The 21,691-nt window shown below is 59.1% G+C and carries 20 protein-coding genes; 10 read left to right on the top strand and 10 right to left on the bottom strand.

The window, feature by feature from the left end:
* The first annotated feature begins 26 nt into the window (after window positions 1-26).
* Window positions 27-518 carry an Lrp/AsnC ligand binding domain-containing protein gene (locus NXC24_RS25220; RefSeq protein ID WP_104826159.1) on the top strand — a complete coding sequence of 164 codons (492 nt, stop codon included), beginning with the start codon at window positions 27-29 and terminating at the stop codon, window positions 516-518.
* A gap of 22 nt (window positions 519-540) precedes the next feature.
* On the opposite strand, the gene NXC24_RS25215 is transcribed toward NXC24_RS25220, so the two are convergent.
* The 9 genes from NXC24_RS25215 to NXC24_RS25175 form a co-directional block, all read right to left on the bottom strand.
* On the bottom strand, window positions 541-1,425 hold the full coding sequence (locus NXC24_RS25215; RefSeq protein ID WP_245464151.1) for a LysR substrate-binding domain-containing protein: 885 nt from the start codon (window positions 1,423-1,425) through the stop codon (window positions 541-543).
* 176 nt (window positions 1,426-1,601) lie between these two features.
* On the bottom strand, window positions 1,602-2,174 hold the full coding sequence (gene gfa / locus NXC24_RS25210; protein WP_104826157.1) for an S-(hydroxymethyl)glutathione synthase: 573 nt from the start codon (window positions 2,172-2,174) through the stop codon (window positions 1,602-1,604).
* Between the two features lie 70 nt (window positions 2,175-2,244).
* Window positions 2,245-3,078 (bottom strand): S-formylglutathione hydrolase, encoded by an 834-nt coding sequence (fghA, locus tag NXC24_RS25205; RefSeq protein ID WP_104826156.1) that lies wholly within the window; start codon window positions 3,076-3,078, stop codon window positions 2,245-2,247.
* Window positions 3,079-3,082: 4 nt separating this feature from the next.
* Window positions 3,083-4,210, bottom strand: a complete 1,128-nt coding sequence (locus NXC24_RS25200) for an S-(hydroxymethyl)glutathione dehydrogenase/class III alcohol dehydrogenase (protein WP_104826155.1) — start codon at window positions 4,208-4,210, stop codon at window positions 3,083-3,085.
* 33 nt (window positions 4,211-4,243) lie between these two features.
* Window positions 4,244-5,908 carry an electron transfer flavoprotein-ubiquinone oxidoreductase gene (locus tag NXC24_RS25195; RefSeq protein ID WP_104826154.1) on the bottom strand — a complete coding sequence of 555 codons (1,665 nt, stop codon included), beginning with the start codon at window positions 5,906-5,908 and terminating at the stop codon, window positions 4,244-4,246.
* Window positions 5,909-5,915: 7 nt separating this feature from the next.
* On the bottom strand, window positions 5,916-6,857 hold the full coding sequence (locus NXC24_RS25190) for an electron transfer flavoprotein subunit alpha/FixB family protein (protein ID WP_104826153.1): 942 nt from the start codon (window positions 6,855-6,857) through the stop codon (window positions 5,916-5,918).
* 27 nt (window positions 6,858-6,884) lie between these two features.
* Window positions 6,885-7,634 carry an electron transfer flavoprotein subunit beta/FixA family protein gene (locus tag NXC24_RS25185; protein WP_104826152.1) on the bottom strand — a complete coding sequence of 250 codons (750 nt, stop codon included), beginning with the start codon at window positions 7,632-7,634 and terminating at the stop codon, window positions 6,885-6,887.
* A 12-nt stretch (window positions 7,635-7,646) separates the two neighbouring features.
* On the bottom strand, window positions 7,647-8,261 hold the full coding sequence (locus tag NXC24_RS25180) for a dimethylsulfoniopropionate lyase (RefSeq protein WP_104826151.1): 615 nt from the start codon (window positions 8,259-8,261) through the stop codon (window positions 7,647-7,649).
* A 40-nt stretch (window positions 8,262-8,301) separates the two neighbouring features.
* Window positions 8,302-10,338, bottom strand: coding sequence for an NADH:flavin oxidoreductase (locus NXC24_RS25175; protein WP_104826150.1), 2,037 nt, complete (start codon window positions 10,336-10,338; stop codon window positions 8,302-8,304).
* Window positions 10,339-10,484: 146 nt separating this feature from the next.
* On the opposite strand from NXC24_RS25175, the gene NXC24_RS25170 reads away from it, so the two are divergent.
* From NXC24_RS25170 to NXC24_RS25130, 9 genes are all read left to right on the top strand, one after another.
* Entirely contained in the window at window positions 10,485-11,114 is a 630-nt protein-coding gene (locus tag NXC24_RS25170; protein WP_104826149.1) for a TetR/AcrR family transcriptional regulator, read from the top strand.
* 12 nt (window positions 11,115-11,126) lie between these two features.
* Entirely contained in the window at window positions 11,127-11,921 is a 795-nt protein-coding gene (locus NXC24_RS25165) for a pyrroline-5-carboxylate reductase dimerization domain-containing protein (RefSeq protein ID WP_104826148.1), read from the top strand.
* Between the two features lie 64 nt (window positions 11,922-11,985).
* A complete protein-coding gene (locus NXC24_RS25160) occupies window positions 11,986-12,987 on the top strand; it encodes an ABC transporter substrate-binding protein (RefSeq protein ID WP_104826147.1) in 1,002 nt (333 codons plus the stop codon).
* 95 nt (window positions 12,988-13,082) lie between these two features.
* Window positions 13,083-13,970: a proline/glycine betaine ABC transporter permease gene (locus tag NXC24_RS25155; RefSeq protein ID WP_104826146.1), complete on the top strand. Its 888-nt coding sequence runs from the start codon at window positions 13,083-13,085 to the stop codon at window positions 13,968-13,970.
* Complete coding sequence (locus tag NXC24_RS25150) at window positions 13,963-15,039, top strand: glycine betaine/L-proline ABC transporter ATP-binding protein (protein WP_104826145.1); 1,077 nt, start codon at window positions 13,963-13,965, stop codon at window positions 15,037-15,039. Before NXC24_RS25155 ends, NXC24_RS25150 begins: the two co-directional genes overlap by 8 nt.
* 26 nt (window positions 15,040-15,065) lie before the next feature.
* A complete protein-coding gene (locus NXC24_RS25145) occupies window positions 15,066-16,307 on the top strand; it encodes a DUF3422 domain-containing protein (protein WP_104826144.1) in 1,242 nt (413 codons plus the stop codon).
* A 31-nt stretch (window positions 16,308-16,338) separates the two neighbouring features.
* On the top strand, window positions 16,339-18,324 hold the full coding sequence (locus NXC24_RS25140; RefSeq protein WP_104826143.1) for an FAD-dependent oxidoreductase: 1,986 nt from the start codon (window positions 16,339-16,341) through the stop codon (window positions 18,322-18,324).
* A gap of 1 nt (window position 18,325) precedes the next feature.
* Window positions 18,326-19,339, top strand: coding sequence for an Ldh family oxidoreductase (locus tag NXC24_RS25135; RefSeq protein WP_104826142.1), 1,014 nt, complete (start codon window positions 18,326-18,328; stop codon window positions 19,337-19,339).
* Between the two features lie 84 nt (window positions 19,340-19,423).
* The gene (locus tag NXC24_RS25130) at window positions 19,424-20,476 is read left to right on the top strand and encodes a proline racemase family protein (RefSeq protein WP_104826141.1); all 1,053 of its coding nucleotides are present in this window, start codon (window positions 19,424-19,426) and stop codon (window positions 20,474-20,476) included.
* Window positions 20,477-20,566: 90 nt separating this feature from the next.
* Here NXC24_RS25130 and NXC24_RS25125 read toward each other — a convergent pair whose 3' ends face one another.
* Window positions 20,567-21,682: a mandelate racemase/muconate lactonizing enzyme family protein gene (locus NXC24_RS25125; protein ID WP_104826140.1), complete on the bottom strand. Its 1,116-nt coding sequence runs from the start codon at window positions 21,680-21,682 to the stop codon at window positions 20,567-20,569.
* Between the last annotated feature and the right edge of the window lie 9 nt (window positions 21,683-21,691).

Raw genomic sequence — 21,691 nt, 5'->3', positions numbered from 1 at the left:
TATTTGAACAGCAATAGGATTGCAAAATGTCTACAGAAAAGGCTCAAACTAGTGAATTGGACCAGTTTGATTTGAAGATCCTCGAAGTCGTCACCGAGGACGGCCGAATCTCGATTACGGATCTGGCCAGCCGGATCGGATTATCGAAAACCCCTTGTCAGCTTCGCCTTAAGAGACTCGTGGACGAAGGATACATCGTGGGATTCTCGGCTATCTTGAATCCCGCCAAACTTGGGCTCGATCACGTCGCCTTCGCGGAAGTGAAGCTGACGAGTACCAAGGAAGACGCGTTGAAAAGCTTCAATGCAGCGGTGAGGAAGATCAAGGAGGTGGAAGAATGCCACATGATCGCAGGACGTTTTGACTATCTTATCAAGATAAGAACACGAGACATCCGCCGATACCGCCACGTCCTCGGAGAAAAAATATCGACCCTCCCCTACGTGGCGAGCACATCCACAAGTGTGGCGATGGAAACAGTCAAGGAAGGCGGCCGAATAAAGACAAGCGGCTTGTAGCGGCCATCATCGGACAGCAACGTCATTGCTGCATGGCATGCGCTGTCTCTTTCAACCACGCGGTAAACTGAGCGACATGCGGATTTTTTGCGCTTCGCCGCGGAACAACAATGAAATAACCGTTCCTCGTCGCGATCGACTGCTCGGTCAGCCGAACAAGCGCTTTCCTGTTCAAGAGATCCTGAACGAGGCGCCGCCAGCCGAGTGCGATCCCCTGCCCGTTCAATGCAGCGTAAACCGCTTCGGTATAAAAACTGCAGCGCATGCCGAGGGAACGCTTGGGTGCTTCCACCGAGAACGCAGCGAGCCACTCGCTCCAGCCTGTCCAACTCGGGTCGTCGGTGTCGGAGCTGATGAGCGGATAACGCACCAACTCGGCAAGGTCTTCGATTTTTCCGAGGTTCTCAGCATATTCCTGGCTGCAGACAGGAAAGATCTCGTCATCGAAGAGCAGTTCAGCCTGTCCATCCGGCCACATGCCGTTGCCATAACGAATGGCGAGGTCCACATCGCTGCTCCCGAGGCTGGTTGCGTTGTCCTGCGTAATGATGCGAAGGGCGCTGTCTGGGAATGCTTTCGAGAAGGAAGAGATCTTCGGCAGCAGCCAGAAATGTGAGAATGCGACGGTGGCGGAAATCGTCAGCCCTTCGGCTGCCTCTTCCTTGGTGATTTCAGAGATCGTTTCGGCAACAAGGTTGAAGGCGGTGGTTGCGGCCGTCGACAGGGTTCTTCCTTTTTCAGTCAGCTCTATCCTGCGGTGCAAGCGCCGAAAAAGATCGAAACCCAGCATTTCTTCGAGCAGATGAATCTGCCGGCTGACGGCGGCTTGCGTAACGCCGAGCTCGCTTGCCGCACGCGTGAAGCTGCCATTGCGAGCCACGGCTTCAAATGCAGTCAATCCGGTCAAAGGAGGCAATCGTCGCCGCAGACTTACCATGGAAAACCTTATTGATGAGGAGTGCAGCCGCACCAGCCTCAGCAGTTTTTTGCATTACATTTCATTATGTCAAGGCGCCAAATTCGCTGACGGTAATGGCCGCCTGGTGGTTTGCCAGGCGGCCTTTTGCATGATTTGATCTATTCTCAGGCGGCCAGTACGCCGTTTTTCTTGACTGTCCAGGTGGCGATGTAATCCATCAGCGCCGGGTTGAGGCAATCATAGGGCTCGAGACCCTGTTCTTTCAGACGGGCTCGCACGGCATCCATTTTGGTTGGGTCGTATCCGCTTTCGATAATCGACGAAACGAACGCGGCAAAGCCGGGCGCGGCCCAACCCTTCCCCTCGAAACGCTCGGGATGAACGAAAGACAGTCCCTTGAAGGGATGATCGCGCTCGACAGGTCCATACATATGGACGCCGCATTCCTTGCACGCATGACGCTGGATCAGCGCCGACGGGTCAACGACCGCGAGTTTGTCGCCGTTCTCCACAACTTCGACATTCTCCGTCGGCGCGACGGCGACCACAGAGAATACCGCACCTTCGGGTTTCCAGCATTTCGTGCAGCCGCAGGCATGATTGTGCGCGATGTCGCCCTTGATGCGGACCTTCACCGGGTTGCTTGCGCAATTGCAGATGAGGGTGCCGCCGGAAAAGGATGCGTCGGTCGCCCGATATCCGGAGTCGACCGTCGGATGTATTGATATGCTCGTCATTGAGGTTTCTCCCTTCCTCCTGGGTCACCGCAGAATGCCGTGACCGAGCTGTAGTTCTCTCGTGAGCCTTCTACGCTAGCCTCTCGGCGTGCCAGCGCAGGTGATCGTCCATGAAAGTCGAGATGAAGCTGTAGGAGTGGCCGTAGCCTTCCTGCATCCTGAGGCGAAGCGAGATGCCGGCGGCGTCGCACGCCGCCTTCAGCTCGTTCGGGCGGAGCCCGTCTTCGAGGAAGCTGTCAGCCGTTCCCTGATCGACAAGCATTTCCGGAAATCTGCGTCCGTCCTCTATCAGCGCGCAGGCGTCGTACTCGCGCCAGCTTTGCTGGTCGGGTCCGAGATATTTCTCCAATGCCGGCTTCGACCATCCGGAGACACTCGGGCGGCTGATCGGTGCGAAGGCCGAGCAGCTTCGGTAGCGATCCGGATTCTTGAGAGCGATGGTTATCGCCCCGTGCCCGCCCATCGAATGGCCGAAAATCCCTTGCCGCTCCATGTCGGCGTTGAACTCCTCAGCGACCAAGGCGGGCAGCTCCTGGGTGATGTGGGTGTACATCTGATAGTTCTCGGCCCATGGCTCCTGCGTGGCGTCGAGATAGAAGCCGGCGCCCTTGCCCATCTGCCAGTTTTCCGGCTCGTCCGGAATTCCATCCCCTCTGGGACTTGTGTCCGGGCAGACGATGATGATGCCGAGATGTGCGGCAAGCCGCCTGTACTCCCCCTTGTCCATGACGTTTGCATGCGTGCAGGTGAGGCCGGAGAGATACCAGAGGACTGGACATTGGCGTTCGGCGGCCTGCGGTGGGACGTAGACGGCGAACGTCATCTCGCACCCGCACGCCTGTGACGCATGCGAGTAGACGCCCTGCGTTCCGCCGAACGATCTCTCTTTCGATATGGTCTTCATCGCCTTAATAGACCACGACGCCGCGGATGCTTTCGCCCTTGTGCATCATGTCGAAGCCCTTGTTGATGTCCTCGAGCGGCATGGTGTGGGTGATCATCGGGTCGATCTGGATCTTGCCCTGCATGTACCAGTCGACGATCTTCGGCACATCGGTGCGGCCACGGGCGCCGCCGAAGGCCGTGCCCATCCAGTTGCGGCCGGTGACGAGCTGGAAGGGACGGGTCGAGATTTCCTGGCCGGCGCCGGCAACGCCGATGATGACCGACTTGCCCCAGCCGCGGTGCGACGATTCCAGCGCCTGGCGCATCACCTTGGTGTTGCCGGTGCAGTCGAACGTATAGTCGGCCCCGCCGATGAGGTCGCCATTGCGCTTCGTCAGATTGACGAGATGGGGCACGATGTCGTCACCGACCTCCTTCGGATTGACGAAATGCGTCATGCCGAATTTCTCGCCCCAGGCCTTGCGGTCGTTGTTGATGTCGACACCGATGATCATGTCGGCGCCGGCAAGCTTCAGGCCCTGCAGGACGTTGAGGCCGATGCCGCCAAGACCGAAGACGATCGCCGTCGAACCGATCTCCACCTTGGCGGTGTTGATGACCGCACCGATGCCGGTGGTGACGCCGCAGCCGATATAGCAGATCTTGTCGAAGGGAGCGTCGGGATTGACCTTGGCAACGGCAATCTCGGGCAGCACGGTGAAATTGGCGAAGGTCGAGCAGCCCATATAGTGATGGATCTTGTCCTTGCCGATCGAAAAGCGCGAGGTGCCGTCCGGCATCAGGCCCTGACCCTGGGTCGAACGGATCGCGGTGCAGAGATTGGTCTTGCGGCTGAGGCAGGAATAACATTCGCGGCATTCGGGCGTATAAAGCGGAATGACGTGATCGCCCTTCCTGACCGAGGTCACCCCCGGGCCGACATCGACGACGATGCCGGCGCCCTCATGGCCGAGGATCGCCGGAAACAGGCCCTCCGGATCGGCGCCCGACAGGGTGAAATCGTCGGTGTGGCAGATGCCGGTCGCCTTGACCTCGATCAGCACCTCGCCGGCCTTCGGGCCATCGAGCTGAACGGTCATGACTTCCAGCGGTTTACCGGCGGCAACGGCTACGGCGGCGCGTACGTCCATGGATGTGGTTCCCTTCTCGTTTCGTTCGCGGTTTTACATATTTGGATAGACTGGCCCCTCGCCGCCCTGCGGCGGCACCCAGTTGATGTTCTGGTTGGGGTCCTTGATGTCGCAGGTCTTGCAGTGCACGCAGTTCTGGGCGTTGATGACGAAGGTATCCTTGCCGTCCTTTTCCACCCATTCATAGACGCCGGCCGGACAGTAGCGCGTCGACGGGCCGGCATAGATGTCGTGCTCGGAGCGCTTCTGCAGGTCCATATCCTTGACCTTGAGATGCACCGGCTGGTCTTCTTCATGATTGGTGTTCGACAGGAACACCGACGACAGACGGTCGAAGGTCAGAACGCCGTCCGGCTTCGGATAGGAAATCGGCTTGTGCTGGGCCGCCGGCTCCAGTGACTGCGCATCGGTCTTGCCGTGTTTCAGCGTGCCGAAGAAGGAGAAGCCGAATAGCGTGTTCGTCCACATGTCGAGACCGCCGAGCGCCACGCCTATCGCCGTGCCGAACTTCGACCACAGCGGCTTGACGTTGCGGACCTTCTTCAGGTCCTTGCCGATGTCCGTCTGGCGCCACTCGTTTTCGATCTCGATCACCTCGTCATTGGCGCGGCCAGCGGCGATCGCCGCGGCGATCTTGTCGGCCGCCAGCATGCCCGACAGCACCGCATTGTGGCTGCCCTTGATGCGCGGCACGTTGACGAAACCGGCCGAACAGCCGATCAGCGCCCCGCCGGGGAAGGAAAGCTTCGGCACCGATTGCCAGCCGCCTTCGGTGATGGCGCGTGCCCCATAGGAGAGGCGCTTGCCGCCCTCGAAGGTGGAGCGGATCGCCGGGTGCGTCTTGAAGCGCTGGAATTCCTCGAAGGGATAGAGATAGGGGTTCTTGTAATTGAGGTGCACAACGAAGCCGACGGCGACGAGATTGTCTTCGAGGTGATAGAGGAACGAACCGCCGCCGGTCTTCATGCCCAAAGGCCAGCCGAAGGAGTGCTGCACCAGGCCCTGTTTGTGGTGCTCGGGCTTGACCTGCCAGAGTTCCTTGAGGCCGATGCCGAACTTCGGCACGTCACGTCCCTCATCGAGCTTGAACCTGGCAATCAGCTGCTTGGCAAGCGAACCGCGCACGCCTTCGCCAATCAGCACGTATTTGCCGAGCAGCGCCATGCCGCGGGTATAGTTCGGGCCGGGCTCGCCATTCTTTTCGATACCCATGTCGCCGGTGGCAACACCGATGACGGCACCTTCGTCATTGTAAAGCACTTCGGTGGCGGCAAAGCCGGGATAGATCTCGACGCCGAGGGCCTCCGCCTTTTCGGCGAGCCAGCGACAGACGTTGCCGAGCGAGACGATATAATTGCCGTGATTGTTCATCAGCGGCGGCATCAGCGCATTCGGCAGGCGGACGGAGCCGGCCGGTCCGAGCACCAGGAAGTGATCGTCCGTCACCTTCGTCTTGAAGGGATGGCCGTCTTCTTCCCGCCAGCCGGGGAGCAGGCGGTCGATGCCGATGGGATCGACGACGGCGCCCGACAGGATATGGGCGCCGACCTCGGCACCCTTCTCCAGCACGACGACGGTCAAATCGGGATTGACCTGCTTCAGACGGATCGCCGCAGACAGGCCAGCCGGCCCCGCTCCGACGATCACCACGTCGAATTCCATGCTTTCGCGTTCTGGCAGCTCGCTAGCGTCGGTCATTGCGATATCACAGTGCCTTTTCGAGTTCCGGCAGGGCCTCGAAGAGATCGGCGACGAGGCCGTAGTCGGCGATCTGGAAGATCGGTGCCTCTTCGTCCTTGTTGATGGCGACGATGACCTTGCTATCCTTCATGCCGGCGAGATGCTGGATGGCACCGGATATGCCGCAGGCGATGTAGAGTTGCGGTGCCACCACCTTGCCGGTCTGCCCGACCTGCCAGTCGTTCGGGGCATAGCCGGCATCGACGGCAGCGCGGCTGGCGCCGACGGCAGCCCCAAGCTTGTCGGCGACGGGAAGAATGACTTCCTTGAACTTTTCCGCCGAACCGAGCGCGCGGCCGCCGGAGATGATGATCTTCGCGGAGGTGAGTTCCGGACGGTCGGACGCCGACAGCGCATCGGCGACGAAGCTGGACAGGCCGGGATTGGCGACCGCCGGGATCGCCTCGATGCTGGCCGAACCACCGTCTGCGGCAGAGGCGAAGGAAGCGGTGCGCACGGTGATGACCTTCTTGGCATCGGTCGACTGCACCGTCTGAATGGCATTGCCGGCATAGATCGGCCGCTTGAAGGTATCGGCGGAGACGACCTCGATGATTTCCGAGACCTGGGCGACATCGAGCAAAGCGGCAACCCGCGGCATGACGTTTTTGCCGACCGAGGTGGCCGCCGTCAGGATGGTGTCATAGGAAGCGGCGAGCGACACGATGAGATCGGCAAGCGGCTCGGCGAGATTGTTGGCAAGGCTCGCATCGTCGGCAACCAGCACCTTGGAGACGCCGGAGAGTTTCGCTGCCTGCTCGGCCGCAGTGTTGGCGCCAGCGCCGGCGACGAGGATGTGCACGTCGCTTCCCGTTCCCTGGGCGATCTGGGTCGCCGCCGTCAGCGCCTTAGCGGTCTGGTCGGATAGATGGTTGCTGTCATGATCAGCCAGAAGAAGAATGGCCATGGTGTCTAACTCCTCGTTCGGACTGGATTACAGCACGCCGGCTTCGGTCTTGAGTTTTTCGACCAGCTCGGCCACCGACTTGACCTTGACGCCCGCCTTGCGGCCCGACGGCTCCTCGGTCTTCAGCACCTTCAGGCGCGGCTCGGTGGAGACGCCGAAATCGGCAGGTGCCTTCTTGTCGAGCGGCTTCTTCTTCGCCTTCATGATGTTCGGCAGCGAGGCATAACGCGGCTCGTTGAGGCGCAGGTCCGTCGTGACCACCGCCGGCAGCTTGACCTCGATCGTCTGCAGGCCACCATCGACCTCGCGGGTGACAGTCGCCTTGCCATCGCCGATCTCGATCTTCGAGGCAAAGGTTGCCTGCGCCGAACCGAGCAGCGCCGCCAGCATCTGGCCGGTCTGGTTGCTATCATCATCGATCGCCTGCTTGCCGACGATGATCAGGCCGGGCTGTTCGGCCTCGGCCACGCCTTTCAGGATCTTCGCCACCGCCAGCGGCTCGACTTGATCGTCGGTCTCGACCAGCACCGCACGATCCGCCCCCATGGCCAGCGCCGTCCTCAGCGTCTCCTCGGCCTTGGCCGGGCCGATCGACACCACCACCACCTCTTCGGCCTTGCCGGCCTCCTTCAGCCGCAGCGCTTCCTCGACCGAGATCTCGTCGAACGGGTTCATCGACATCTTCACATTCGCAAGCTCGACACCCGTGCCATCCGCCTTCACACGGATCTTCACGTTGTAATCAACCACCCGCTTCACCGGGACGAGAATCTTCATGGCGGACCCCTTTCATTGTTCCGTGTGCGGTCGTTCGGCAAGCAACACCCAGAAGGCGAAGAGAGGCGTGTCGACCGATCTCATGGCATGTTTGATACCGGGGATATTATAGAACGACCCGCCGATACCGGGCGAAAACCAATCCCCGTCCTCTTGCCGGAACTCGCCATCAGACAGCACGAGATAGGTTTCTTCAGGAGGGTGATTGTGATCCGGATAGCGAACTCTGGGCGCCAAGAGGGTTACTCCGAACCAGAGGTCGTTGCGAATTTCCAAACCGCCCGGGCCAATGATCATCGCATTGGCGTGGCCATCAAGGAAATTCTCGCTGGCCGTGGCGGCATCATACTTGGTTCGCTGTCTCCACTCGAGCAGAGGTTCAACTCGCCGAAAAAGCTCCATTATGCGCCGAAGAGCAGGATCGGACGTGTGGACGGACAAGGCGTCGGCAAGGAACGCGCAGACCGGAAGACGGCTGCCATTCCCTTCCCTTTGCATGCCTGGACGTTCCAGCGCCGAAAAGATTTCCGCGATCGAGCGGCGACCCTGCGGATCTTTCACACATTTGTCGAAGGCTACGAAAGCAGCGTCGATGAAGTGCTGCAGGTCCTCATTTCTTTGGCTCATTCCATCCCCTCCCGCCGGATCGACCAACCGTCCTCCCGCGCTAGATGTCCTTCGCGATCCGAAGGCCATCGTAGATCGCTGCATGCGTGTTGCGAGCCGCGACGGCGTCACCGATCCGGAACAACTGGAACTTTCCTTCCGGATTGCGAACGACGGACTGGGGTTTTCCTGCGAGAAGCTCATCGTGCGATATTTCGCCGAAGTTACTGGAGAGCGGCTTCAGCTCGAAATACAGTTCGTCCAGTGGAATGGTGCCGTGATTGACGACGATCTGGTCGACGACACGCTGCTTGGAGACACCACCATAGTCGCTTCCGACATGGGCGACGATCTGGTTGCCATTCTTCTCAGCCGACTCCAATCGGAACGTCACGGTAAAGGTGACATCGAGCTTCTGCAGCGAGCGCATGTAAGGAACGAGGTTCATCGCCATGACTTCCGGCGCGAAGGAGCGGTCGGGCGTCATGATCTCGACCTTCGCGCCAGCCTTTGCCAGGAATTCGGCTGCCTGCAATCCCGCATGATCGCCGGCGTCATCGAAGATCAAAACGTTCGTGCCGGGTTTCACGTCGCCGGAGATGATGTCCCACGAGGACACGACGAGTTCGTTGCCCTTCGACAATACCTCCGTATGCGGCAAGCCGCCCGTCGCGATGATGACGACGTCCGGATTCTCCGCAGCAACCGTTTCCGCTTCCGCCCAGGTGTTGAAGTGGAACTTGACGTCATACTTCTCGCACTGGCTCATGCGCCAGTCGATGATGCTGATCATCTCTCGCCGGCGTTCGCTCTGCGCGGTAAGCCGGATCTGGCCGCCCGGATTGTTCGCCGCCTCGAAAACGACGACGTCATGGCCGCGTTCCCCGGCGACGCGGGCGGCCTCGAGACCGGCAGGACCGGCACCGACGATGACAACCTTCTTCCGGGTGTCAGCCTTCGACGCGATATGAGGCATTGTCTGCTCGCGGCCGGTCGCGGCGTTGTGGATACAGAATGCCATGCCGCCCTGGTAGATGCGGTCGAGACAGTAGTTTGCGCCGACGCACGGCCGAATGTCTTCCTCGCGCTTTTCGATGATCTTCCGCACGATATGCGGATCGGTCATATGAGCGCGGGTCATTCCGACCATGTCCACTTTTCCGGCCGCGATGGCATGGCGGGCGGTGGCAACGTCCGGAATTTTTGCGGCGTGGAATGTCGGGAAGTTCGTCGCGGCGCGTATCTCACCGGCAAAATCGAGATGCGGCGAATTGGCCATGCCCTGAATTGGAATGACATCGGTCAGGCCCGGATCGGTGTCGATGTGACCACGGATGACGTTCAGGTAGTCGACCAGACCGCTATCGCGCAGCCGCTTGGAAATTTCGATACCCTCTGCCTTACCGGTCCCGCCGGGAAGACATTCGTCGGCGGTGTAGCGAATGCCGAGAATGAAGTCGTCACCAACGCGTTCACGCATCGCCTTGAAGACATCGAAACAGAAGCGCATCCGATTTTCCAGCGGGCCGCCATAGGGAGCGTCGAGTTCGTTGGTGAGCGGAGACGCGAACTGATCGATCAGATGGCCATAGGCCTCCAGCTCCACCCCGTCCATGCCGCCCGCTTTCATGCGTTCGGCGGCATCCGCAAAGTCCTTGATGATGCGCTCGATGTCCCAGTCTTCCATCTTCTTGGGAAAGGCGCGGTGGGACGCCTCGCGGTGATGCGATGGAGCCACGACCGGCAGCCAATCGCCCTTGTCCCAACGGGTGCGGCGCCCGAGATGGGTGAGCTGAATCATGATCGCCGCGCCCTCTTCGTGAACGGCATCGGTCATTTCGCGGATCCAGGGAACGATCTCGTCCTTATAGGCGAGCAGGTTGTTGAAGACCGGCGGACTGTCGCGCGAAACGGCCGCAGATCCCGCCGTCATCGTCAAGGCCACTCCGCCCTTCGCCCGCTCCACCGTGTAAGCCCGATACCGTTCCTTCGGCATTCCGTCCTCGGGATATGCCGGCTCGTGGGATGTCACGATGATGCGGTTTCGCAGCGTCAGATGCTTTAATTTATAGGGCTGAAGAAGAGGATCGTTCGACATATGTCGGGCTCCGGATTAGAAACATCACAATGACGCTATGCGCAAATGTACATACGTGTCAATGCAGAAAACATTTTAGTCTCTAATTTCGACACTGATGTACATTTTCCTTGTGTCGGCCTTCGCAATTTGATAGGAGATAGGTCATGGACCAGAGTTTGAACGACAGTGGTTGGCGCGGATCGCAGGAAGGCTGGCTGGAGGCGGCATACAGCTCGCTGATCGACGCCGGAGTTGATGCGGTCAAAATCCTGCCGCTGGCAAAGAAGCTCAAGCTTTCCCGCACCAGCTTCTACTGGTTCTTCAAGGATCGGGAGGAGCTGCTGGGCGCTTTGCTTGCAAGATGGAGAGACAAGAACACCGGCAACATTATCAAGCAGTCGGAGGCATATGCAGAATCCTTGGCGGAAGCCATGCTCAATGTTTTCGATTGCTGGCTGAATAAGGACCTTTTCGACTCGCAGTTCGAGTTCGCAGTGCGCAGTTGGGCACTGCAATCGTCGGAAATTCTCGAAGAGGTTCAGCGCGCGGACCAGGCAAGAGTAGAGGCGCTTACGCGGATGTTCATGCGGTTCGGCTATGAAGCCGCCGCCGCAGACGTGCGCGCGAGAACAACCTATCTGGTGCAGATCGGCTACATCTCGATGCAGTCCAACGAGGAAATCGGTCTGCGTATGAAGCGCATACCTGAATATATCGCAATCTATACTGGCCAGGTGCCGCAGCAGAGAGAGCTGGACCGCTTCTTTGCGCGGCACGGTTACAAGCCAGACTAACGGCGGGCAAGAATGAGCGGTTTAGGAAAGATCGGTATCGTTGGAGGTGCAGGCTGGCTTGGCGGGGCGATTGCAGAGTCTTTGGTAAGCGCTGGCGTCGTCGGCGACGAAGATCTTGCCCTCTCCTATCGAAGCACGCGGCCGGACAGGTTTTCGCAAGCTTTCTGGACCGTCGACAATCAAGAGTTGGCAGACCGTTCCGATATCATTTTTCTTTCCGTGCGACCTGCCGACTGGAGGCAATTGCGTATCGATGCCAAAGGCAAGTTGGTGATCTCTGTTATGGCCGGTGTCTCCCTCGCCGCGCTTTGCCATCACCACAATACTCCGCGCGTTGTCCGTGCACTTCCCAACGCAGCCGCGGAAGTGGCGCTTTCCTATACACCATGGATCGCCACGCAGCATGCGACAGGTGAAGACAAGGCCGCTGTTCGAGCCATATTCGACGCCTGCGGAATGCAGGACGAGGTCGCAAGCGAAGGCGACATCGACTATCTGACCGGTCTTTCGGGCGCGGGGCCGGCATTCCCCGCCCTGCTCGCCGCTGCCATGCTGAAGGATGCGATCGCGCGCGGGCTGGAACCAAAAGTCGCGCACCGCGCCGTTAACGCTGTTCTGGTCGGCACGGGTGGCTTGCTGCAAAAGCGGGATGAAAATCCCGACGACATCGTTCGCACCTTTCTCGATTATCGCGGCACAACTGCAGCAGCGATCGAGGAAATGCGCGCTTCCGGCTTCGATACCGCGGTACAAAATGGTTTGTCCGCAGCATTCGCAAAATCAATAAAAATGGGACAGATTTCCTGATAGCCTGAATGCGGGTTTGCGGCGCCCCGCCCCTAAGACAAGCCGCTAAACTGAGGGAACGATAATGAAAAAGCTATTGGCATCGACCTGCATGTTGTTTGGACTGGTAGGCGGAGCTTCCATTGCGAGTGCCGCCGAATGTGGCAACATCACGATCGCCAGCATGAACTGGCAAAGCGCGGAAGTCCTCTCCAATCTCGATAAGATCATCCTGAATGAAGGCTATGGATGCGAAGCGGATATCACCGTTGGTGACACCGTTCCGACGATCACCTCCATGGCGGAGAAGGGTGAACCCGATATTGCGCCGGAAGCCTGGATCGACCTGCTGCCAGACGTCGTCAAGAAGGGTACCGACGAAGGGAGGATCGTTCAGGTCGGATCCCCGCTTCCCGATGGCGGCGTGCAGGGATGGTGGATCCCGAAGTATGTTGCCGACGCACATCCGGACATCAAGACCATTCCTGATATGCTGAAGCACCCCGAATTGTTCCCAGATCCTGAAGACGCCAAGAAGGGCGCTATCTTCAATGGCCCCCAGGGTTGGGGCGGCACGATCGTCACATCGCAATATTACAAGGCCTTCAATGCGGACAAGGCAGGCTTCACTCTGGTCGATACCGGCTCTGCGGCAGGCCTCGATGGTTCGATTGCAAAAGCCTATGAGCGCAAAGAAGGCTGGGTAGGTTATTACTGGGCGCCAACGGCATTGCTCGGCAAATACGCGATGGTGAAGCTCGATGCAGGCGTGCCGAACGATCCTGCGGAATGGAAGCGCTGCAATACAGTGGCTGACTGCGCCGATCCCAAGCCGAATGCCTGGCCGACCGACCATGTCGTCACGCTGGTTGCCAAGACCTTTTCCGAGAAGGTCAGCCCCGAAGTCATGGACTATCTCAAGAAGCGCTCCTGGAGCAACCAGACCGTCAACGGTCTGATGGCCTGGATGACGGACAACCAGGCAAGCGGCGAAGATGGCGCCAAGCACTTCCTGAAGGAAAACAAAGACGTCTGGACGAAGTGGGTCACTCCGGATGCCGCCAAGAAGATCGAGGCCGCTCTCTAGCCGCCCCTAAACAAGCGGCGCGCAGGGCGCGCCGCTCCTCACCGCCGCACAACATAAAAAGACTGGCACGGCTTCTTTAAGAAAAGGGGAACCGCATGGACTGGTTTTACACCTTCCCTCACATGAACGACGATGCGCTTCGTGATCTCAAGAAGCTCATCGACGACAATTTTCGCGCATTCACAAGAGCCTACGGAGACACGATCGAGGGCTTTTTCACGCCGCTGCAGCATTTCTTGATGGCGGCCGAGAAATTCATGACCCAAACCCCGTGGCCGATCATCACGCTCTTGATCCTGGCGGTCGCGTGGCTTGCGAGCCGCAATTTCAAGATCGTCCTGGGCTGTCTCGTGACGCTGTTGCTGATCGGTTATTTCGACATGTGGCAGGACACGATGCGCACGATCTCGATGATTTTCGTCTGCACCGTACTCTCGATCGCCATAGGTCTGCCTATCGGCATTCTGATGTCGCGCTCCGACCGCATTCAGAAGCTGGTCAGCCCGATCCTCGATATCATGCAGACCATGCCGAGTTTCGTGTATCTCATCCCCGTGGTGATGCTTCTTGGCATCGGACGCGTACCCGGCCTCATCGCAGTCGTCATCTACGCTATTCCGCCGATGATCAGGCTCACCGACCTTGGTATCCGGCTTGTCGATAAGGATGTCCTGGAAGCTGCCGACGCATTCGGAACCAACCGATCACAGAAGCTCTTCAAGGTGCAGTTGCCGCTTGCCTTGCCGACAATCATGGCCGGGATCAACCAGACCATCATGATGGCACTGGCAATGGTCGTCATCGCCTCGATGATCGGCGTGCAAGGCCTCGGCCAACCCGTGCTCAAGGCAATCGCAAATCAATACTTCACCTTGGGTATCTTTAACGGACTTGCCATCGTTGGCATCGCCATCATCTTTGACCGGGTCAGCCAGGCATACGGCAAAAGACTCCAGAAGCACCGGGAGACCGTTCATGGCTGATCATCATTTCGGCGGTATCAGGATCCGACACCTTTACAAGATCTTCGGTCCCAATGCGGCAGCCCATATCGAGGCTGCTCAGAAGGGCATGACCAAGGCCGAGCTCAACCGAACGCACGGGCATATATTGGGTCTGAAAGACATCAATATCGAGATCCCATCGGGCTGTATCCAGGTCATCATGGGCCTCTCCGGCTCAGGCAAGTCAACGCTCATTCGCCACATAAACCGTCTGATCGATCCGACAGCGGGCGAAGTGCTGGTCGATGGTGTCGACGTTGTCAAAATGGACGAAACCCAGCTTCGCGAGTTCCGCCGGCACCAGACGGCAATGGTGTTTCAGAAGTTTGCACTTCTGCCGCACCGTAGCGTCCTCGACAACACCGTTTTCGGGTTGGAAGTCCAAGGAATTGCTCGTGCGAAAGCCGTCGATGTCGCCATGCGATGGCTGGAGCGAGTGGGACTGAAGGGATTTGAAGACAAGTATCCCAATCAGCTCTCGGGCGGGATGCAGCAACGCGTCGGGCTCGCACGCGCTCTTTCGAACGATGCGCCGGTGCTGCTCATGGACGAGGCTTATTCGGCTCTTGATCCATTGATCCGAACGGACATGCAGACTGTCCTTCTCGACATCCAGAAGGAGATCAAAAAAACGATCGTCTTCATCACCCACGACCTCGACGAGGCTCTTCGTCTCGGTGATCAAATCGCAATTCTGCGCGACGGCGAGATCATTCAGCAAGGAACCAGCCAGGACATCGTCCTGCGTCCGGCCGACGACTATGTCGCCAACTTCGTCAAGGAAGTAAACCGCGGGCGCGTCGTCCAGGTGGAGGCGATCATGTCGCCTCTCCGTGGCGCGACAGCATCCAGCGGCCTTACCGTGCACGCGGGGACGACGGTGGAAGAAGCCGTGCGCTTGCTTGCATCTGTGCCGGATGGGGACGTGACGGTGCTAGGCGCCTCTTCCGAGCCTGTCGGCGTGGTGACACTGCGCCAGCTCGCTTGTGCAATGGTCAGTTCACAAGATCAAGAACGACAAAGGGACGTGGTCGCCATGGTGCGCTGATCCATTGTTTGAAAAGGGTCAACCAGATGCTTGTCGGCGCCGAACATCCATTGCGCAGGGAACTCCATCAGGAACTCCACGCAAGACCTTCACTTTATTTCGATGGCGACACCGATGTCTGGCACGTCGCCATCGTTTCGGAGAACGCAGCTCCTCCCATCCCATCAGAACTGCTGGAGCTTGATGATGTTGCAATCACGGGCCAGGGAAGCCACGGCATAGGAAAATGTGGCGACGGACGGCTGAAATGGGAGGCGCATACCGAGTTTGTGACGTTGACCTACGTCTCACCGGCATCGATCGACCAGCCGACTGCATTGCCGAAGCCGTTTTACGACTGCATTCGCTTCGTAGAAGGCAAGGTGATCGCTGCCGTACGCGTCCTGGTGCGAGACGAAAAGGAGGCGCCGCGTCCAAAACCCGGAGTCGACTACGTCGCATCGAAAGTGGGCGGCGGCGACGCGGAGGTCTATTCGAGTTTCCGTCTCGATGACGACGGATTCGTCGAATTTCGCGTCTATAACCGCAACCTCAATGCCTACCGTACGGGTCGCATGGTGAGGCGGCTGCTGGAAATTGAAACCTACCGGATGATGGCGCTGCTCGGCATGCCGGTGGCGCGTGAGACGGTCAAACAACTTTCGGATTTTGACAGGCGCCTCACCGTTCTGATTGAGCACATGCAGAGCGAAATAAAGGTGGACAAGGCGCTCCTGTCGGAAGTGACGAAGCTATCTTCCGATGTCTTGAAGCTGACGGCAAAGGCAAAACAACGATTTGGAGCCACAAAGGCCTACGCCGAAATTGTCGCAAGCAGGATGATTGAGCTGCGCGAAGAACGAGTGGAGGAAAGACAACGTATCTGTACCTTCATCGATCGCCGCTTTCAGCCCGCCGTTCGCTTCGTCCATGCAACGGAGCGGCGTCTTTCCGAAGTGGGTGAGCGGGTCAGCCTTGCAGGCGACCTCTTGCGGACGACCGTCCAGGTGCAGCTTGAGGACCAGAACGCATCGCTCCTAAGCTCGATGGAAGAGCGTGCACGCGTGCAGGTTCACATTCAGCAGGCGGTCGAGGGCTTTTCGGTCATCGCGATCACCTACTACGCCATCAGCCTGACAAAGGTGTGCCTGGAGGCGGCTGGCGAACTTGGCTTCGACGTCCATCTGGCAAAGGCCGGCCTGCTGTTTACCGTTCCCGTGGCAGTTTTCGCGATCTGGGCGGGCATTCGGCATGTCCGAAAGGGCATCGCAGCGCATAGCGCATCGTAACCAACGACACTCATCTTGGCAGCCAACACCCATGTCCCAGACGTTTCCTCGCCTGTTCGCGCCTCTAAAGATTGGTTCCCGCACCCTTCGAAACCGAATTGTCTTCGGCGCGCACACCTCAAACCTCGCCTTGGAGGGTCTGCCGACCGAACGCCATGCGGCATATTATGCCGAGCGGGCGATCGGCGGCGCTGCGATGATTGTCGTCGAGCCGATGCCGGTGCATGCGTCCGCGGTCCTGACGCATCACAACTTCCGGCATTCGGACGACGCCGTTATTCCGCATTTCGCAAAGGTCGTCCGGGTGATCAAAGACAACGGCGCCGTTGCCATTCAGCAGCTCTACCATGTCGGCGCGCACGGCGACTCCGATAATTCCTTCCATCCTCATTGGTCGCCTTCCGGCTTGCCGAGCTATCACGATAGCGACGGATCGCACCCGATGACCGAAAACGAGATATGGGAAACCATCGATGGCTTCGTTCAGGCCGCACGGCGATGTCGCGAGGCGGGCTTTGATGGAGTGGAGGTCTGGGCGGCCTATCTCGGGATGGTCGATCAGTTCTGGACGCCCTGGAGCAACCGCCGGGGCGACCAATGGGGAGGGTCGCTTGAAAATCGCACACGGATGTCTCGGGAAATACTCTCCAGGATCCGTGAGACCTGCGGGCCTGACTTCATCGTCGGCATCGCCGTCAGCGACGAGCCTGACGTAAAGGCAGCTCTTTCACGCGAGGAGCTTGCCGAGATCGTCAAACTCCATGACGAGCTCGGCCTGATAGACTACGTCACCTGCGGATCGGGCGGCTATCTCGACTTCTACAAGCTGATGCCGACTTTCATCTATCCTGAAAAGCTCGGGGCCGATCTGGCATCGACTTTGAAAAAGGTTGTGAAGAAAGCTGTCGTCACCGCAGAAAGCCACATCCGGACACCCGAGAATGCCGAGACGGTGCTTGGAGAAGGCGCCTGCGACCTAGTCTCGATCGTGCGAGGTCAGATTGCCGATCCTCATCTGGCACGGAAAGCTGCCGAAGGTCGCCCTGAGGACATTCGTGGCTGCATTTCGTGCAATCAGATGTGTTGGGGCCGCCGCTCACGCGATTACTGGATAAGCTGTCTGATCAATCCTTCAGCCGGCCGCGAGTCCGAATGGAACGGCGATCGCTTCACAAAAACAGACGTCCCCAAACGGGTTTTTGTCATCGGCGGAGGGCCGGCTGGGCTGGAGGCGGCGAGAGTGGCCGCAGAGCGAGGCCATAGCGTCGTCCTCGCCGAGGCGTCCAGTCGCCTGGGCGGCAATTTCCTGCTGGCGGGGCTTCAGCCGCGCCGGGCGCAGATACTGGATCTCCTGGCATGGTATGAGCGCCAGCTCGAAAGCCTCGGCGTCGAAGTCCGGCTTAATACCTACGTAGAAGCTGAGGAAATCAATGCGGCCGAGTTGGATGTGGTTGTTGTGGCCACGGGATCCTATTCGCCGGAAACTGGCTTCCAGAAGGCGCTGCCGACTGTGGAGACCTTGCCCGGCATCGAGAAGGGCGGCGTCTTTACCGTCGAAGGCGTGATGGCAAAGCAGGTCAGACCCGGAAAACACGTTCTTCTTCTGGACGAAGGCGGCGGCTGGAGGGCATGCGGTACGGCCTGGAAGCTGGCCGAAGAGGGTCATTTGGTCACCATCGTCACCCCGGATCCTTTTGTCGGCAAAGAGCTTCAGCGAACGGCAGCCGACGTCCCCATGCGGCAGGCCCTGCGCAAACTCGGCGTCCAGTGGATCGTCGAATCGAGCGTGGTCGAGTGGAAGGGGGACGGCGCAACGCTCGTGGATCACAATACCGGCGAACATCGCTTTCTCGAGGCGGATACGCTGGTCATGGCGACGACAAATCTTCCCGCGGATTGGCTGATGCCAGGTCTGTCGGCTTTGGGTGTCACCATTCGTCAGATCGGCGATTGCGCGGCCCCGCGACAAGCTCCCTACGCATTTTACGAAGGTCGAAAGACAGGATTGGAGATTTGATATGGCAGAAGAGGTCTCGCTCCGTAGGCCGGAAGCGGAAGAACTCGCAATGCGCGCCTGCGTAGCGGCCGGTGCCTCGCAGGCGAGCGCCCGTTCCCTCGTCGATGCAACATTGTCGGCTGCGCTTTTTGGTCCCGCAACGCTGGGCTTCCCGCATTTCGTCGATTACCTCAATGCCTTCGCCGAAGGCCGGATCAAGGGCGACTCGCAACCTAGTCTGCAACGGAGTTTCCCCGCATTCATGGTTTCGGATGCCGACGGCGGAATTGCGCAGCTCGGCTTTGACCTTGCCTTTGCGGATTTGGTTGAAACCACCCGCACATTAGGCGTCGCGGTGTTTACGCAGACCAACAGCTACACCGCGGGAGAGCTCGGATACTACGTTCGAAGGCTGGCCGGGGAAGGTCTTATCGGGCTTGCGGCAACAAACGCGAACGCAATGGTGGTACCCAAGCCAGGCGGAGCGGCCGTCTACAGTACGAACCCCATGGCATTCGGCTTTCCGCTTGGCGACCAGACCCTTCCCTTGGTCATCGACCAGGCTTCCAGCGCAACCGCCTTCGTCAACATTGTTCAAGCGGCCGAACAGGGTCAGCCGATCCCCGACGGTTGGGCTGTCGACGAAAACGGCGAGCCGACACAGGACGCCACCAAGGCACTGACCGGAGCATTGCTGCCGTTCGGCGGCCGCAAGGGGGGGAACGTGGCATTGTTCGTCGAGATGCTCTCCGCCGGCCTCTCCGGGGGGCCATGGTCGCTGGACACTCCCGATTTCAGATCGGGGAATGCGCCTCCCGCTGTCGGGCTTAGCATTATTGCGATCATGCCAGGTCTCGGAGACGAGCGCATTCGTCGTGCTCACGCGCAGACCATTCGTCTTCACGATCACGGCGTCTTCATTCCCGGCGTCACTGGAATTCCTTTCCCGCCCTCCCCGACGGCGGAGCTTAAGATTCCGCGCACCGTCTTTGAGTCCATCAGTCGATTTGCGTCGCTGCAGGCAGAGCGCAACTAGCAAAAAAGAGATCGGAGCTCCCTGGCTGAGACTTCCGTCCAATCGTCGCGAACCATCGAACCACGAGAGTACAGGAACAAGAAAATGGCATTCAAACGCACCATCCAGGCGATCGATACGCATGCCGGCACGCCCATGCGTGTTGTCACCGGAGGCATACCCCATATCCCCGGCAATTCGGTCTACGAAAAGATGAAGTGGCTCGAGAGCAATGACGATCAATTGCGCAAACTGTTGTTGCGCGAGCCGCGTGGATATTCTGCCCATTGCTGCAACATCATCGTGCCGCCGACCCATCCGGAGGCTCAGGCCGGCTACATCATCATGGAGCAGATCGAATATCCCGTCATGTCGGGCGGAAACACGATCTCGGTTGTGACCGTGCTTCTGGAAATGGGGATGCTGCCGATGAAGGAACCGGTCACAGAGCTGGTTCTCGAGGCGCCCGCAGGTCTTATCCGGGTGAGCGCGCAATGCGAGAACGGCAAGGTGAAGAGCGTCACGTTCAAAAACGTGCCCGCCTTTGCCGCGCATCTGGACGCAGTCATCGACGTGCCGCACCTTGGCAAGGTGACCGTGGACGTCGGATGGGGCGGGATGTTCTATGCCATTGCGGATGTTCGCCAGTTCCGCGGGCTGGAGCTCAAGCCGGAGCACGGCAGGGAAATCGCAAGAATTTCGGCCATGATCAGGGAAGCCGCCATCGAACAATTGCCGGTGTCGCATCCGGATTATCCTGGCGTCGGCATCACCATTTCGCAACTCTCCGGCCCAACAGACGATCCGCGTGCGGACTGGAAGAACACCGTCACCATGGCGTCCGGGGAATTCTCATGGGACAATCCGGCTACTTGGACGGGTGCGCTGGATCGTTGCCCGTGCGGCACTGGTACATGCGCAAAGATGGCGGTGCTTCATGCCAAGGGCGAACTGCCGCTCAACCAGGATTTCCGCCATCAGGGAATTCTCGGAAACATCTATACCGGCAGGCTCGTCGAAGAGGCCAAGATCGGCGACCGGAACGCTGTGGTGCCGACAGTCAGCGGAACGAGCTGGATCTATGGTATCAACACGATCGTCCTGGACAATGACGATCCCTTCGTCGAGGGCTTCACCGTGGGAGATACCTGGGCCTGATTGCCGGGCGAAAGAAAGCAACGGCTAAAGCTATTGAGCCTTGGGATCAGGGGCGGCGGCATGGAAATGCCGTCGCCCGCGGGTTCTACTCTAACAATAGCTCGCTATCGGCTCACCCAGCACCTCAAGGCGCGGTGTTATTCCGAGTCCCGGAAGGCTCGGCGCTCTCACACGGCCGTCTACGACTTCGAAGGGGCCGTCAGCAGTTTTGATCGATACGATATCGCGGCATTCCAGCACGCATCTTAAGTTCTTCTCAGGGACTGTCTGGCCCATATGCACGATGGCGGCAAAGGCGATGTCGGAACCCGTCGTTTCCTGAACGCTCACTGTAAGACCGGCCGCTACGCAGATGTCTCGGTGACGCCTGCCCCGGGTCAATCCACCATTCTTTGAGATTTTCAGCCCGATCCCTTCTGCCGCATCGTCGCCGACGATATGTGCAATAGTAGCATCGTCCGTAGCGAGTTCGTCGAAGATGATGGGAACATCGGTTCGACGCCTGAGTGAAATGCATTCGCGCCAGGTAGCGCATGGTGCCTCGAGGACGAAATCGAGGCCATCGGGCAGCAATCTCAGCATCCGAAGCGCCGTCTCGACGGTCATGCCGCCGTTCGCATCCACGATAAAGAATTCGCCCGGCTTCTTGTCCGCCAGCGATGCCGCAATGCGCGCGGCGTCCATCGCCGGCTCGTCTCCGATTTTTACCGAATGGGCGATATAGCCCATCGCGCGATGCTGTGCGACCCGATGGCGCATGTCCTCTGGATCACCCATGTAGATCGAAGAGATCACAGGCATGGCGACATCGGTGCGGCCACCAAGGAGATCGCATACCGGCAGGTCTACCGCCTTTCCAAATACGTCCCAGCACGCCACGTCGATCGCCGTCTTCGCGTGAAGATGACCGACAAGTGCTCCATCCATTGCATCGTTGATCCGATTGACACGTCTCGGATCGAGCCCGATGAGGCTCGGCGCGATTTCCGCGATCCCCGCTCGCACGCCGAGCGCATGGGAGGCAATCCAGGTCGATCCGAATGGCGTGCTCTCGCCCCATCCTTCGAGACCATTGTTGGCCGTAATGCGGACGAGCGTCGCATCGAAACTTCGATATTCCCGCCCTCCGGACAGGCGGTAAACTCCGCCCGCATACGGCAGGTCCACCTTAAAAACATCGATCTTGGCAATCTTCAAATCTTTCATGGTCCATCC

The organism is Rhizobium sp. NXC24 (assembly GCF_002944315.1).
In the GTDB taxonomy this organism is placed as follows: domain Bacteria; phylum Pseudomonadota; class Alphaproteobacteria; order Rhizobiales; family Rhizobiaceae; genus Rhizobium.
Note: the sequence above shows the minus strand (reverse complement) of the source record. Positions and strands in the feature narration are given on the sequence as shown.

Coding starts and splice junctions, on each gene's coding strand:
- NXC24_RS25220 (WP_104826159.1), top strand. CDS start 27: ATGTCTACAGAAAAGGCTCAAACTAGTGAATTGGACCAGTTTGATTTG.
- gfa (WP_104826157.1), bottom strand. CDS start 2,174: ATGACGAGCATATCAATACATCCGACGGTCGACTCCGGATATCGGGCG.
- fghA (WP_104826156.1), bottom strand. CDS start 3,078: ATGAAGACCATATCGAAAGAGAGATCGTTCGGCGGAACGCAGGGCGTC.
- NXC24_RS25200 (WP_104826155.1), bottom strand. CDS start 4,210: ATGGACGTACGCGCCGCCGTAGCCGTTGCCGCCGGTAAACCGCTGGAA.
- NXC24_RS25195 (WP_104826154.1), bottom strand. CDS start 5,908: ATGACCGACGCTAGCGAGCTGCCAGAACGCGAAAGCATGGAATTCGAC.
- NXC24_RS25190 (WP_104826153.1), bottom strand. CDS start 6,857: ATGGCCATTCTTCTTCTGGCTGATCATGACAGCAACCATCTATCCGAC.
- NXC24_RS25185 (WP_104826152.1), bottom strand. CDS start 7,634: ATGAAGATTCTCGTCCCGGTGAAGCGGGTGGTTGATTACAACGTGAAG.
- NXC24_RS25180 (WP_104826151.1), bottom strand. CDS start 8,261: ATGAGCCAAAGAAATGAGGACCTGCAGCACTTCATCGACGCTGCTTTC.
- NXC24_RS25175 (WP_104826150.1), bottom strand. CDS start 10,338: ATGTCGAACGATCCTCTTCTTCAGCCCTATAAATTAAAGCATCTGACG.
- NXC24_RS25170 (WP_104826149.1), top strand. CDS start 10,485: ATGGACCAGAGTTTGAACGACAGTGGTTGGCGCGGATCGCAGGAAGGC.
- NXC24_RS25165 (WP_104826148.1), top strand. CDS start 11,127: ATGAGCGGTTTAGGAAAGATCGGTATCGTTGGAGGTGCAGGCTGGCTT.
- NXC24_RS25160 (WP_104826147.1), top strand. CDS start 11,986: ATGAAAAAGCTATTGGCATCGACCTGCATGTTGTTTGGACTGGTAGGC.
- NXC24_RS25155 (WP_104826146.1), top strand. CDS start 13,083: ATGGACTGGTTTTACACCTTCCCTCACATGAACGACGATGCGCTTCGT.
- NXC24_RS25150 (WP_104826145.1), top strand. CDS start 13,963: ATGGCTGATCATCATTTCGGCGGTATCAGGATCCGACACCTTTACAAG.
- NXC24_RS25145 (WP_104826144.1), top strand. CDS start 15,066: ATGCTTGTCGGCGCCGAACATCCATTGCGCAGGGAACTCCATCAGGAA.
- NXC24_RS25140 (WP_104826143.1), top strand. CDS start 16,339: ATGTCCCAGACGTTTCCTCGCCTGTTCGCGCCTCTAAAGATTGGTTCC.
- NXC24_RS25135 (WP_104826142.1), top strand. CDS start 18,326: ATGGCAGAAGAGGTCTCGCTCCGTAGGCCGGAAGCGGAAGAACTCGCA.
- NXC24_RS25130 (WP_104826141.1), top strand. CDS start 19,424: ATGGCATTCAAACGCACCATCCAGGCGATCGATACGCATGCCGGCACG.
- NXC24_RS25125 (WP_104826140.1), bottom strand. CDS start 21,682: ATGAAAGATTTGAAGATTGCCAAGATCGATGTTTTTAAGGTGGACCTG.